Genomic DNA, 13,025 nt, shown 5'->3' with positions numbered 1-13,025 from the left:
TGGTAAACCGAAGTAAAACTGGACGAACCGCATACCATCGGCAAAGCCCTGCCCCGGCGGGGCAGGTCTTTGTGGCTGTTGAGTCTGTCTATTCGATGGATGGCGATGTGGCTCCTTTACGCGAACTGGTTGAGCTTTGTGATCGCTATGACGCGGCTTTACTGGTTGATGAAGCACATGCTACGGGTCTGTATGGTCCTAATGGAGAAGGCTTAGTGGTTGCATTGGGTTTACAGGAGCGCGTATTTGCCCGAGTTCACACCTTTGGAAAGGCATTGGGTGTTCATGGCGCGGCTGTTGTTGGTCCGGCCGTACTGCATGAGTATCTCATCAATTTTGCTCGCCCCTTTATTTATACAACAGCCTTACCTCCGCATAGTTTGCTGGCCATCCGCTGTGCTCATGTGTATGTAACGACCAATACCGATAACCGAACCCAACTGTATAAGCGGCTTACCCATTTTCGGCAACGAGCCAGCGAACTGCTGCCCGATGCACTGTGGACAAACAGCCGGTCGCCGATTCGGTGTTTGATCATACCGGGTAATGATCAGGCTAGGTACGTGGCCAGCCAGGCCCAGGCGGTGGGGTTAGATGTGCGGGCTATCCTTAGCCCAACGGTTCCGGTCGGGCAGGAACGGCTTCGCCTATGCATTCATTCCTTTAACACAACAGACGAAATAGATCAGCTTCTTACAGTTTTACAAACCGCCTTGCTTGGCGAGCTTAAGATATAGGCAAGTAAGCAGAAGTAGATTCATCATATTTTGTGTGACCCCATCGGAGTCACACCGGGAAGTAAAATGATAAGTTGTCCAATCTCTCAAGAAATAGTAGTAAATGCCCTCTCAACTCATTATAGCCGGAATCGGAACTGAAATTGGTAAAACGGTCGCGTCTGCGGTAGTCGTAGAAGCGTTGAAAGCAGATTACTGGAAACCCATTCAGTCGGGCGAGTTGGCTAATTCCGATACGGATGTTGTACGCAGTCTGGTTAGCAATTCAACGTCACAGTTTCACCCGGAAGCCTACCGACTAACGCAACCCATGTCTCCTCATGCCGCGGCAGCGTTAGACGGCCTGACTATTCAGTTGGCTACCATCAACTTACCTGAAACTAATAATGCGTTAGTTGTTGAACTGGCGGGGGGATTGATGGTTCCGCTCAATAAGCACGAACTAAATATCGATTTGGTTAAAAAACTGGGTTTGCCGTTGGTGCTGGTATCCCGAAATTATCTGGGAAGTATTAATCACACACTCCTGTCGGTGGAAGCCTGTAAAAGCCGTAACATTCCATTGCTCGGTATCCTATTTAACGGGCCTACTGTGGAGGCTACCGAATCCTTTATCTTAGACTATACCGGCTTGCCCTGCCTTGGGCGAATAGGGCAGGAGGAGCGTGTGACGAAGGAAGTTATCCGTACATATGCAGGAGCTCTACTACCAACTCTTCGTCAAATCATCGAACCGCTCTAATAGAAATTTGGATTTCGGCCCCGGATTTCCATCACCAATTATCAGTTCGCCGATCTGGACAATAGACAGTACTTTTTTGGTTGAACTGGTGGTGAACGCTTCTTCTGCATCATACAGCTCAGAAAGTAAAACTGGCCGCTCTTCAATTTGAAAGTCGCTCTGAGCTAATTGAAGGATGGTTCGACGTGTGATGCCATGCAGAATATTCCGGTTTGGGGTAATCAGACGGTCGCCCTTGATAAGGAAGAAATTGCTGCGGCTTAACTCACTGATTTCGCCCCCTTTCTGATAAAGAAGGTCAGAAGCTCCGGCCGATTTTATGGCTTGCGCCATGAGAATCACCCGTTTATAATCCGTGCTTTTTACCTCGGCCATTTCCCGAACGTACTCATCCAGAATCACTTTGATGCCCTTCTCATACTGAATTGGCGGTACTGGATGAACGGATTCCGTTAGAATAAGCAGATTAGGACGTTCAATGGTAATACTATCGGCGGAGTAACCACCCGTCATGACAAACCGAAACGCAACATCAACGCCACCACTCCGCTCAATCAGGTCAAGCAAAATGCTATAGGTTTCTTCTTTCCCGAGGGGCAGCGGCAAGTGCATCCGGGAAGCCGAATTCTGAAATCGCTCCCAGTACCAATCCCATTGAAATGGTCGCCCGTTGTAAGTCAAAAAATAATCGAATAGCCCGTAGCCGCGGAGCAGGCTGAGATCCGTGATCCCAACAGAAAGCTGATCTGTGGGGGCAATTGTGCCGTTGAAATAGCCGTAATGCATAAACGTAGCGTTGGTTACCCGGATTCAAAGATAGAACAAATGGACTTACCATTCTTAGTGAACAGGCAGTAGAAAAGATCCATCGTAATATTGCGATTGATCTTTTTTCTACTACCTTTGTGTCATGGGCGTTACGAAAACTGAAATCTTTACTACTGAACAAAACCGAATTGCCGATTTGGCGAAGGCATTCGCTCATCCTGCACGGGTGGCAATTCTGCAAATGCTGATTGCAAAGAAAGCCTGCGTTTGTGGTGATTTGGTAGGTGAGTTGAATTTAGCTCAGGCAACCGTTTCTCAGCATTTGAAGGAATTAAAACGGATAGGAATTATTCAGGGCGACATTAACCCACCACGTGTATGCTACTGCATTAACCCCGTTGTATGGGAAGAAGCGCAGCAGGTATTTGGAGCTATGCTGAAATCCAGCACAACGGTCTCCTGCTGCTAGTTAGTCGCCAGGCCGACGCTTGGGCAGGTATTTTTTTGCGTTTATTAATCGTAATATTACAATTAATCGATAGGGGGTTTATGGAAACTGCTGAACAAATCAAGGAAGTTGTACGCCAGAAATACGGCGCTATTGCCGAACAGCCGGACGATGCCGTTGGCTGTTGTGGAACTGCCCAACCGGGTCCTACGTCATGTTGTGGGCCGGAAAAATCGGTAAGCGTACCCATTGATATGACGGTTGGTTACGATGAACTGAACGGGTATATAGCTGAAGCTGATTTGGGGCTGGGCTGCGGTTTGCCAACTCAATTTGCCCAGATCAAACCAGGTGATGTGGTGGTTGATCTGGGCTCAGGGGCGGGCAACGATTGCTTTGTGGCTCGGGCAGAAACAGGAGAAACCGGGCGGGTAATTGGCCTGGATATGACTCCCGCTATGATTGACCGTGCTCGTAAGAACACCAAATCACTTGGTTTTACCAATGTTGAATTCGTTTATGGCGATATTGAAGACATGCCGTTATCAGAAAATCTGGCCAATGTAGTTGTGAGTAATTGCGTGATGAACCTGGTACCTGACAAGCGCAAAGCCTTTACCGAAACCTATCGGATTTTGAAACCAGGTGGTCACTTTAGTATTTCCGACATTGTGCTAAAAGGGGAGTTGCCTAAAGGCTTACAACGCGATGCCGAATTGTATGTTGGCTGTGTATCGGGGGCAATCCAGAAAGACGATTATGTACAGTTGGTGCAGGATGCAGGATTTACCAACATTCTTGTGCAAAAAGAGCGCGAAATAGCCATGCCAGATGAAGTACTGAAAAACTACTTGTCAGATCAGGAAATCGCTGATTATCGTCAGAAAGATCAGGGTATCTACAGCGTGACTGTCTTTGCCCAAAAGCCTGAAGTTGCTATCAGGCCAACGGTTTCGTGCTGTGGTCCAGATTGTTGCAATTAATCCATTACAGATCAAACAATGAAAAAAATTTTAGTACTCTGCACGGGTAATTCGGCCCGCTCTCAAATGGCCGAGGGATATCTGCAGTATTTCGCGGGTAGCCGGGCGGAAGTTTATAGCGCCGGTGTGGCTCCTCACGGGGTGAACCCGCTGGCTATTCAGGTAATGGCCGAAGCTGGCATTGATATTTCGCATCATACCTCAAATCATGCGGATGAGTACGTTCATATTCCGTTCGATTATGTCATTACGGTTTGCGACAATGCTCGGGAGCAATGCCCATTTTTTCCTTCGGCTGGTGAGTTGATCCACCACAGTTTTCCTGATCCAGGTCACACAGAAGGAGAAGATGATTTGACGTCATTCCGCCGTGTGCGGGATTTGATTAAGGTTTATTGTCAGGAATTCATCGAAATCCGTTTGCCAGCAAGCGAACCGAGCACTCACTAATCAATGGCCTTACACATCGAAAATGCCCGCCCGGAAGACAAAGCGGCCGTTGTCTCCCTGTTGCAGCAGGGAAATTTACTGACCGATGATTTACCGACTGATCTGCCTGATTTTGTCATTGCCAAAGAACAGGACGCCTATGTTGGTGTAGCAGGTTTAGAACGATTTGGCCCCATTGCCCTCCTGCGTTCTGTAGCAGTTGATCCCAATTATCAGGGTAAACAAGTCGGTGCTCAACTGGTTGGGCAATTACTGAAAACTGCCAAAGCAGACGGACTAGGAGAACTGTATTTAATTACAACAACCGCCGACCGTTATTTTGCGCGTCATGGCTTTAGTGTGGTTTCTCGCCAGGATGTACCGGCAGCTATTCAACAGACGCAGCAATTCAGTGATCTATGTCCTTCATCGGCCATTGTGATGAAGCGGCTGGTAAACCAACTGGAAGCATGAAGTCAGCCAGACTATCGTTTCTCGACCGTTATCTGACCTTGTGGATTTTTCTGGCGATGCTGATCGGGGTGGGGACTGGCTATTTTTGGCCGCAGTCGCAGCACTTCATAAATGGATTCAATTCGGGCACAACAAATGTTCCGCTGGCTATCGGACTGGTGCTGATGATGTACCCGCCTTTAGCGAAGGTGCGCTATAGCGAATTGCCGAAGGTGTTTGCGAACACGAAGATTCTTGGCCTCTCGTTGCTGCAAAACTGGATTATAGGTCCATTGCTGATGTTCGGGCTGGCCGTAATTTTCCTGCCAGACAAGCCCGAATACATGACAGGACTGATTCTAATTGGTATTGCCCGCTGCATTGCTATGGTTATTGTCTGGAACGACCTGGCGGGTGGAGATCGGCTCTATGCCGCTGGATTGGTAGCCTTCAATAGTATTTTTCAGGTGCTGTTTTATTCGGTCTATGCCTGGCTGTTTATTACATTGTTGCCTCCCCTGTTTGGGATGCATGGCTACGCAGTAGCTATTACCATCGGTGAAGTTGCTCAAAGTGTATTCATTTATTTGGGCGTGCCCTTTCTGGCTGGTCTGTTCTCCCGATTACTTCTCACACGGTTGAAAAGTAAGGAATGGTATGAGCAAACCTATTTGCCCGCCATCAGCCCCATTACGCTTATTGCTCTCCTGCTCACAATTGTGGTTATGTTCAGTCTGAAAGGACAACTCATTGTCTCTATTCCACTTGATGTGCTGCGGATCGCATTGCCCTTGACAATCTATTTTGCGATTATGTTCTTTTCGGCTTTTTACCTTGCCAAGCGAGCCGGAGCCGATTATTCAAAATCGACATCACTTGCCTTCACGGCAGCGGGTAATAATTTCGAACTGGGAATAGCGGTGGCAATTGCGGTTTTTGGAATCAATTCTGGTGCGGCTTTTGCCGCCGTTATTGGACCGCTGATTGAAGTTCCAGTGCTGATTCTGCTCGTCAATTTTGCTTTGAAACAAGAAAAGAAGTTTGCTCCGGATTCTAAAAAGGTGTTTCAAACGCAACGATGAGGTATTTCTTTTTCGTAGCTACGCCTTATGCTGAATGGGTGTGTAGCCTTGTAATCACGGGGCTATATGTTTTTTAACAGTTGAACCCCAATTGCCTCGGTACTCAGAATTTTGTCGGCTGGTGTGGCTGCGTCTGCAATATCACGGGTGCGGAAACCATCTTTCAGCAGTTTGTCCACGGCCTGAATAATTGCGTCGGATTCAGCCTTCATGCCAAACGAAATATCAAACATTAACGCAGCCGATAATACCGACGCAATTGGATTCGCGATGCCTTTGCCCATAATGTCGGGTGCTGAACCGTGAATAGGCTCATATACGCCCGTTCCATCGCCAATAGATGCGGATGCCAGCATGCCCATCGAACCTGCAATCTGTGAAGCTTCGTCCGTCAGGATATCACCAAATAAATTAGCTGTTACTACCACATCGAATCGGCGGGGCGCTTTTATCAGTAACATGGCCGTTGCATCGGCATATTGGTGTTCTACTTCCACGTCAGGGTATTCCAGTGCCATTTTTTGAACAACTTCGCGCCATAATCGACCCGTTTCCATTACATTGGCTTTATCGACAGAACAGAGTTTTTTCCGGCGGGTACGGGCGGCTTCAAACGCCTTCCGGGCAATGCGTTCGACTTCATAACGGCTGTATTCGGCCATATCGAACGCGGTATCACCGTTGTTTCTGCGGCCTTTTTCGCCAAAATAAACATCACCAGTAAGCTCCCGGAAAAATAAAATATCGGCACCTTTCAGTACGTCGGCCTTAATGCTCGATGCGTCTAGTAATTCATCGAACAGCTTTATTGGCCGAATGTTGGCATACAGTCCCAGCTCCTTCCGCATTTTAAATAAGCCCTGTTCGGGGCGCATGGCGGCCGTGGGGTCATTATCATATTTGGGATCACCTACGGCCCCAAATAAGACCGCATCCGACTCTCTCATTTTCTCCAGCGATTCATCAGTCAGCGGGGCTCCGAAGGCTTCAATGGCTACGTGACCGATTAGCACCTCGTCGTACGTGAATTCGTGTCCAAACGTAGCCGCAACTTTCTCGACTACCTGTTTGCCTACAGCGGTCACTTCCTGTCCGATTCCATCGCCGGGAGCGATGATTATATGTTTTTTTGCCATTATCGTTTTAAGCTGAAATTGGTGAAACTGAAAAAAGTAGGCACAAGGCTAGCGCCTATGCTGCTGAAAAAGGCTGGCTGAAGTAGCCCTTTCCGGCAGCAAAATCGCACGTATAGGATGAGTTTGGGGAAGATAAAGTGTTAATCATCCGGTGTTAGATACGCCATATCTCCAAGATATGGCGTATCTAACACCGGATGATTAACACTAATCGGCAAAGTCGAGGTTTTCGGTGATACGGGCGCCCTTGTTGACCAGCGTATCCATATAAAGGCGAATCCGGCGCTTCGCTACGTCCAGGTCTGTGTTGTTGAGGTTGATATTCAGCAGATCAATGAACCAGGGTGGTTTTACTTCGCTCTGCATGTAGGTGTCGGCAATTTCCAGGGCAATAGGCAGCGTGGTCGTTTTCGAGGAGTCAAATACATCTTTGTTGCTCGCTTTGAGAAGTTTGTCATACTCCTGGTCCCGTAATGTTTCATACAACGCTTCCGAGAAGACGTCGCCAGCTTTTGTTCCCGTTTCCGAATCGTCCTCTGTCAGAATGGCTCCTTTATGCGCCCATTCCCAGAGAATACTCAGTCGGATTTCGCCAGTAGCCATATCTTCCATCAGGTATAAAATATCATCATTACCGAAGAAATCGGCGGGTTTCAGGGCAGCAGCCTGCATGCCCTGCCCAAAGGCATTGCCGTATTGCAGAGCAACGCTCAGCAGGTTACGGGCCCCGCGAATATCGGTTGGAGCGGGTTCAATCAGGATTAAGCCATCGGCGTCCTGCTGCGTGTATGTAAGCCGGGGAAATGCTCGGCCTAACTGGTTGGCCTGTCCGACTTTCTCCCAGACAGGGCGGACGATGTGCACCATTTTCCAGTGGGCAACCCACTTACCACTGGCTCCTTCGCGTTGTTCCCGTTCGGCACCGGCCACGGCTTTTTTCATACTGGCCGAAACGCCTTCTTCGGAACCGACAGGGATATTGGGCTCCATACCGCCCTGCCACAAGGCGAAATTACCGTTTACATCCGGCGTATTAACGGCCCGCCGGACGCGGTCTTCGTAGTTGCGCATGTAGCCATAGGTCATCGTGATGGCTTCAATGTTGGGATTAATGAAGGTTTTATCCCAGGCCATGGCATCGGATACACTGTTAATGTAATCCCAGCGACCAGTGTTATAACCCACAAAGTGCTTTCCAAGGGCCGCCCGAATTTCCATCAATTGGTGAGTCGCTTCGAGCTGTTCGACCAGTACATAGACTTTGATCGTTCCAATTTCCAGCCCAACGTGGCTTTCCAGGGCGCTAAGTAGTTCATTCCAGACACCCGCTTCTTCGGCAGTTTGTATCTTCGGCAAGTATAGCACGATAGATGACCCGGCGCTTTGCAATGCCTTATAGTTATTGACAACGTAAAGGGTGGCGTCAACGATGGATGCGGCCAGGGCTACACCTTCTGCATCGCGGATATGCCGATCGTCGAGATGAAGGCCACGAGCGCGGAATATCTTGGTGGTAAAGTTCAACTGGGTTTCCCAATCGGTGATGGTTTCTCGTCCTAAGAAGGATTTCGCCCAGCGATTCATTTCGTCGGCCACTTTTTCGGCTACTTTCAGGAATAGCGGGTCTTTATGAATAGCCAGTTTCAGGTTCCGCTGGTTGTCGAGCGACATCGTAGTGACCTGTCCCAGCGCATCTTCACCATCGAACATCCAGCCATCGGCACCCGAGAGCAAGGCATAGGCTACGTTCCGGATGCTGTTTTCAACCGAGGCATTGGGTTTGGCCGCAGGGCCCGTTCCCTGAATCCACTGACGCTGCAAATCGGAGGGGACGATTCCGCCTTCGAAGTTGCCATCGCGTGCATCCTGCACCTTGATGGTGGTCCCGGGAATCGTACTTTCAGGATCGAGAAACGTTATTCGCGTTTGTGTTTGTTGACGCGCTGCCCGACGCTTCATCCTGGTATCCATGACTTCTTTAATGCGTTTGTTAAAGGGAGCCAGCGTAGAAAGGGCTGAAAGGGCTTCTGCGGTATACACATCAGGGTAGATGTCCTGTAAGTTGTCTCTAATGGTAAGGTTGTTCATACGTCTAAATCAGAGTTGGTACGCAAAACTATAGTTTAGTTGGGTTGAGTGGTAAGTTGTACTCAGGAGCGACTTCTACCAGGAATGAGTGGCTATTCTTCCAGAAAATTCAGGTCTTTCCCAAAGGTTTCCTCCATTTTCCAGAGTCCAAGGAAAGCTATGGCAAGTGTAAGCAAACCGAGCAGCCCGGCGCCTTGTATAATACCGAACTCCCCTCTAAACAGCAGGAATAAAGGCGTCATGATGTTAATACTCCCTCGTACGAAATTTGGTACGGTAGTCGCTACCGTTGCGCGGAGGTTCGTACCAAATTGCTCGGCAGCAATGGTGACAAATAAGGCCCAGTACCCAACTGCAAAGCCAAGACAGCTACAAACAGCATAAAAGGCAGTGGTCGAGTGCAGCGGCACATATAAATAGACGGCAACCAGGGCAGCGGTTAAGGCCAGAAACAGACCTAACACTTTTTTCCGGCTGTTGAAATATTGACTTAGGATGCCGCTCGATAAATCGCCGATAGACAAACCAATGTATTCCCACATAACGGCCTTCCCGGCCACAATAGGCCCATCAAGATGGAGTTCTTTCCCGAATTCTGGCGAGAAGGTCATGAGAATGCCTGCCACAAACCAGACCGGCAACCCGATGAGAATACAGCGCAGGTATTTCAGAAATTGCTTTCTGGAGGAGAATAGGTGAAGGAAATTACCTCTGGCAACCGCCTGCTCCTTAACCTGGGTGAAAATACCGGATTCAAATACGCTAACCCGCATAACGAGCAGCATCAAGCCCAGCCCCCCACCAATAAAATAGGCATTCCGCCAGGCAAACTGTTCGGCAATGAAATAGGCAAGCACCGCACCCAAAAGCCCTACTGAGGCTACTAAGGACGTACCATAGCCCCGAATTTCTTTGGGTAATACCTCTGCTACCAGCGTAATTCCAGCTCCCAGTTCGCCTGCCAGACCGATCCCGGCGATTAAGCGTAAGATGGCATATTGATCGACACTTGTGACAAAGCCGTTGGCAATGTTGGCTAGCGAGTAAATCAGAATAGAACCGAACAGTACGGAGAGTCGCCCTTTTTTGTCGCCTAAAATGCCCCATAGAATGCCGCCGATGAGCAGACCGCCCATCTGCATATTGATGAGGTAGATTCCCTCGTTTAACATACCGGCGTCCGAAACGCCTACATCTTTCAGGCTTTGTACCCGAACAATACTGAACAACAGCAAGTCATAGATATCGACGAAGTAACCCAGAGCTGCCACGATCACCGGAACCTGAAACAGTTGTCGGGCAATGGAAAACGGAGTCTTCGCACCAGTTTGGGGGGAATCGTTTTTGTAGATGGGCTCAATCATGTGGGTGGTCTAGTTAGGGGCAAAAAGGTCATTAAACACAGAGGCACAGAGAACACAGAGATATTTATCTCTTTCCATCATGTGGGGCACAGTCTATGGAAATGTAGATTAATAATACAAAGACAACTCTGTGTTCTCCGTGTCTCTGTGTTTAATGAATTTATTATCAGCTAATGCCGCCGAAGCACAGGTATTTGATTTCCATGAAGTAGTCCATGCCATACTTTGAGCCTTCGCGGCCCACGCCTGATTCTTTTACGCCACCAAAGGGTGCTACTTCCGTTGAAATCATGCCTTCATTGATACCTACCATGCCATAATCAAGGGCTTCGGCTACCCGCCAGCAACGCGAAATATCTTTGCTGTAGAAGTAAGACGCCAGACCATAGGGTGTATCATTGGCCAACCGGATCACCTCCTTCTCGTCGGTAAACCGGGCGATGGGTGCTACGGGGCCAAAGACTTCCTCTCGAGCAATAATCATATCGGGTGTTATATTGGTCAGGACAGTGGGTTGAAAAAACAAGCCATCCATCTCATTCCCACCCACAACGACTTTGGCTCCTTTCGACAGGGCGTCTTCCAGATGGTGCTTTACTTTGTTGAGCCCCTTTTCGTTGATCAAAGGACCCATTTGCGAATTGGTATCCAGGCCATTCCCAACCCGTAGCGCTGCGACAGCATCCGATAACTTGCCGACAAATTCATCGTACACCTTATCATGCACATAGAGTCGATTAACGCATACGCAGGTTTGCCCATTGTTTCGAAACTTCGATGCCATGGCCCCTTTCACGGCCGCATCGATGTCGGCATCGTCAAAGACAATAAAGGGGGCATTGCCGCCCAGCTCCAGGGATATTTTCTTCAGGTTGGAGGCACACTGGCTCATTAACAGCTTACCAATGGCCGTTGACCCCGTGAAGGATAGCTTACGGACTTTGTTGTTTTCACAGAGTTCCAGGCCGACTTCGGCATTTTTGGAGGTCGTAACGGTATTGTAAACGCCCGGTGGAAATCCAGCTTTTTCGGCCAGATACGAGATGGCCAGTGCCGTAAGTGGTGTTTCGGAAGGTGGTTTCACAATGACCGGGCTACCTGCGGCCAGGGCTGGCCCGACTTTGCGGGTAATCATGGCCAGCGGGAAATTCCAGGGTGTAATAGCTGCCACTACACCAATTGACTGCTTAATGACGACTAGCCGCTTGTCTTTGGTATTGGCTGGAATCACATCGCCGTAGGTGCGTTTCGCTTCTTCAGCAAACCATTCGATAAACGAAGCTCCATAGTCGACTTCGCCGAGGCTTTCCGATAAGACCTTGCCGCACTCCATGGTCATGAGTTGCGCCAACTCGTCCTTGTTCTCCAGAATTAGCGAAAACCATTTCCGGAGTAAATTCGACCGTTCTTTAGCCGTCAAATCCCGGTAAGCGGGCCAGGCCGCATGGGCCACTTCGATGGCTGCACGTACATCGGCCTGCCCCATATCGGGAACAGATGCAATGACGCTACCGGTTGCCGGGTCAATCACGTCAAAAGTTTCTCCGCTGGCGGCCGTTACCCACGTACCGTTTACATACGACTGGGTTCTGATCAGCGAATTAGTGACCTCCCGTTTTGTTGATGTGTGCGTTTCGTTCATCATCAGAATGTGATTATCTGGCGAATGGCTTCGCCTTTTGCCAATCGTTCAAATCCTTCGTTTACGTCTTCCAGACGTAGCTTATGGGTCATCAATTTATCAACAGGCAGTCGACCCGATTGGTAGAGGGCAATATAGGCCGGAATGTCCCGAACGGGAACGCAGCTACCGATATACGACCCCTGTAATGTCCGTTCATCGGCCACCAATTTTGTTGGCGAAAGCTGCATCATCTTGCTGGGGTGCGGTAAGCCAGCCGTAACCGTTTTGCCACCGCGACCCGTGGCATTGTAGGTGAATTCCAATGCCGCTACGACCCCGGCAAACTCAAAGCCAATATCTACGCCCCCGTTGGTTAGATCTTTTACCTGCGTTACCGCATCGGCTTCCGAAGAATTAACCACGGCATGGGCTCCCAGCTCGAGGGCTTTGTCTAATTTCTCTTTGTTAACATCGGCTACAATTATTTTACTGGCTCCTCCGGCAAGTGCGCCCAGCAAGGCGGCAAAGCCAATGCCTCCCATGCCGGTGATCAGTACAGTTTGACCGAGCATTAATTTCGCCGTATTGATCACGGCCCCAACACCCGTCATGATGGCGCAACCAAACAGGGCGGCAATGTCGAAGGGGAGAGTGGGGTCTATTTTTACAACCGACTTTCGGGATACAACTGTGTATTCGGCGAAGCCAGACACGCCCATGTGGTGATGAATGGGTTGTTGCTGCTGATCTTCCAGTCGGAAGCCACCGCCTAACAGTTCCCCTTTGTTATTGGCGGCAAGCCCATTTTCGCAGAGAGCCGGACGGCCCGTCATGCAGGGCATGCAATGGTTACAGATCGGAAGAAAGGAGAACACGACATGATCGCCAACGGCAATATCATGCACGTCGGGACCTAGCTCGACAATAACTCCGCAGGCTTCGTGACCCAGCACCATTGGCATCTGGCGCGGCCGATTTCCGTCAATGACCGATAGATCGGAATGACAAAGGCCAGCCGCTTTAATCTGTACGAGGATTTCGCCACTCCGGGGAGCTTGTAATTCGACTTCTTCAATCGTCAGCGGATGGCTGCTCGTATACGGGCGTTCTTTGCCCATTTCATGTAGGACGGCTGCTTTTATTTTCATGATGATGTTCGTTGTGGTCATGG

At 49.3% G+C, this 13,025-nt stretch carries 13 protein-coding genes; 7 read left to right on the top strand and 6 right to left on the bottom strand.

Going from position 1 to position 13,025, the window contains the following annotated elements; genetic code table 11:
- The coding region (locus ACYVGO_RS09310) for an aminotransferase class I/II-fold pyridoxal phosphate-dependent enzyme (protein WP_460969022.1) at window positions 1-737 on the top strand (737 nt) is incomplete at its 5' end.
- 103 nt (window positions 738-840) lie between these two features.
- Window positions 841-1,479: a dethiobiotin synthase gene (bioD, locus tag ACYVGO_RS09305; protein WP_460969021.1), complete on the top strand. Its 639-nt coding sequence runs from the start codon at window positions 841-843 to the stop codon at window positions 1,477-1,479.
- On the opposite strand, the gene ACYVGO_RS09300 is transcribed toward bioD, so the two are convergent.
- Window positions 1,444-2,265 (bottom strand): aminotransferase class IV, encoded by an 822-nt coding sequence (locus ACYVGO_RS09300; protein WP_460969020.1) that lies wholly within the window; start codon window positions 2,263-2,265, stop codon window positions 1,444-1,446. The genes bioD and ACYVGO_RS09300 overlap by 36 nt on opposite strands.
- A gap of 124 nt (window positions 2,266-2,389) precedes the next feature.
- Here ACYVGO_RS09300 and ACYVGO_RS09295 point away from each other — a divergent pair, with 124 nt between their 5' ends.
- The 5 genes from ACYVGO_RS09295 to arsB all read left to right on the top strand — a co-directional run bounded on the left by ACYVGO_RS09295 (window position 2,390) and on the right by arsB (window position 5,642).
- A complete protein-coding gene (locus ACYVGO_RS09295) occupies window positions 2,390-2,716 on the top strand; it encodes an ArsR/SmtB family transcription factor (RefSeq protein WP_460969019.1) in 327 nt (108 codons plus the stop codon).
- Window positions 2,717-2,796: 80 nt separating this feature from the next.
- Window positions 2,797-3,678 carry an arsenite methyltransferase gene (locus tag ACYVGO_RS09290; protein WP_460969018.1) on the top strand — a complete coding sequence of 294 codons (882 nt, stop codon included), beginning with the start codon at window positions 2,797-2,799 and terminating at the stop codon, window positions 3,676-3,678.
- Between the two features lie 18 nt (window positions 3,679-3,696).
- On the top strand, window positions 3,697-4,128 hold the full coding sequence (locus tag ACYVGO_RS09285; RefSeq protein WP_460969017.1) for an arsenate reductase ArsC: 432 nt from the start codon (window positions 3,697-3,699) through the stop codon (window positions 4,126-4,128).
- 3 nt (window positions 4,129-4,131) lie between these two features.
- Window positions 4,132-4,581 carry an arsenic resistance N-acetyltransferase ArsN2 gene (arsN2, locus tag ACYVGO_RS09280; RefSeq protein WP_460969016.1) on the top strand — a complete coding sequence of 150 codons (450 nt, stop codon included), beginning with the start codon at window positions 4,132-4,134 and terminating at the stop codon, window positions 4,579-4,581.
- Complete coding sequence (gene arsB, locus ACYVGO_RS09275) at window positions 4,578-5,642, top strand: ACR3 family arsenite efflux transporter (protein WP_460969015.1); 1,065 nt, start codon at window positions 4,578-4,580, stop codon at window positions 5,640-5,642. Before arsN2 ends, arsB begins: the two co-directional genes overlap by 4 nt.
- Window positions 5,643-5,704: 62 nt before the next feature.
- Here the strand turns inward: arsB and leuB are convergent, their stop codons facing one another.
- The 5 genes from leuB to ACYVGO_RS09250 form a co-directional block, all read right to left on the bottom strand.
- Window positions 5,705-6,778, bottom strand: a complete 1,074-nt coding sequence (gene leuB / locus ACYVGO_RS09270; RefSeq protein ID WP_460969014.1) for a 3-isopropylmalate dehydrogenase — start codon at window positions 6,776-6,778, stop codon at window positions 5,705-5,707.
- Window positions 6,779-6,985: 207 nt separating this feature from the next.
- On the bottom strand, window positions 6,986-8,866 hold the full coding sequence (locus ACYVGO_RS09265) for a malate synthase (RefSeq protein ID WP_460969013.1): 1,881 nt from the start codon (window positions 8,864-8,866) through the stop codon (window positions 6,986-6,988).
- 92 nt (window positions 8,867-8,958) lie between these two features.
- The gene (locus ACYVGO_RS09260) at window positions 8,959-10,230 is read right to left on the bottom strand and encodes an MFS transporter (protein ID WP_142776419.1); all 1,272 of its coding nucleotides are present in this window, start codon (window positions 10,228-10,230) and stop codon (window positions 8,959-8,961) included.
- Window positions 10,231-10,396: 166 nt separating this feature from the next.
- A complete protein-coding gene (locus tag ACYVGO_RS09255; RefSeq protein ID WP_460969012.1) occupies window positions 10,397-11,875 on the bottom strand; it encodes an NAD-dependent succinate-semialdehyde dehydrogenase in 1,479 nt (492 codons plus the stop codon).
- The gene (locus ACYVGO_RS09250; RefSeq protein ID WP_460969011.1) at window positions 11,875-13,023 is read right to left on the bottom strand and encodes a zinc-dependent alcohol dehydrogenase family protein; all 1,149 of its coding nucleotides are present in this window, start codon (window positions 13,021-13,023) and stop codon (window positions 11,875-11,877) included. The genes ACYVGO_RS09255 and ACYVGO_RS09250 overlap by 1 nt, the downstream gene beginning before the upstream one ends.
- Between the last annotated feature and the right edge of the window lie 2 nt (window positions 13,024-13,025).

It is taken from the genome of Spirosoma migulaei (genome assembly GCF_054776855.1).
Note: the sequence above shows the minus strand (reverse complement) of the source record. Positions and strands in the feature narration are given on the sequence as shown.

What these genes read in the sequence shown, in the direction of transcription:
- bioD (WP_460969021.1), top strand. Translation starts at nt 841, where the DNA reads ATGCCCTCTCAACTCATTATAGCCGGAATCGGAACTGAAATTGGTAAA.
- ACYVGO_RS09300 (WP_460969020.1), bottom strand. Translation starts at nt 2,265, where the DNA reads ATGCATTACGGCTATTTCAACGGCACAATTGCCCCCACAGATCAGCTT.
- ACYVGO_RS09295 (WP_460969019.1), top strand. Translation starts at nt 2,390, where the DNA reads ATGGGCGTTACGAAAACTGAAATCTTTACTACTGAACAAAACCGAATT.
- ACYVGO_RS09290 (WP_460969018.1), top strand. Translation starts at nt 2,797, where the DNA reads ATGGAAACTGCTGAACAAATCAAGGAAGTTGTACGCCAGAAATACGGC.
- ACYVGO_RS09285 (WP_460969017.1), top strand. Translation starts at nt 3,697, where the DNA reads ATGAAAAAAATTTTAGTACTCTGCACGGGTAATTCGGCCCGCTCTCAA.
- arsN2 (WP_460969016.1), top strand. Translation starts at nt 4,132, where the DNA reads ATGGCCTTACACATCGAAAATGCCCGCCCGGAAGACAAAGCGGCCGTT.
- arsB (WP_460969015.1), top strand. Translation starts at nt 4,578, where the DNA reads ATGAAGTCAGCCAGACTATCGTTTCTCGACCGTTATCTGACCTTGTGG.
- leuB (WP_460969014.1), bottom strand. Translation starts at nt 6,778, where the DNA reads ATGGCAAAAAAACATATAATCATCGCTCCCGGCGATGGAATCGGACAG.
- ACYVGO_RS09265 (WP_460969013.1), bottom strand. Translation starts at nt 8,866, where the DNA reads ATGAACAACCTTACCATTAGAGACAACTTACAGGACATCTACCCTGAT.
- ACYVGO_RS09260 (WP_142776419.1), bottom strand. Translation starts at nt 10,230, where the DNA reads ATGATTGAGCCCATCTACAAAAACGATTCCCCCCAAACTGGTGCGAAG.
- ACYVGO_RS09255 (WP_460969012.1), bottom strand. Translation starts at nt 11,875, where the DNA reads ATGATGAACGAAACGCACACATCAACAAAACGGGAGGTCACTAATTCG.
- ACYVGO_RS09250 (WP_460969011.1), bottom strand. Translation starts at nt 13,023, where the DNA reads ATGACCACAACGAACATCATCATGAAAATAAAAGCAGCCGTCCTACAT.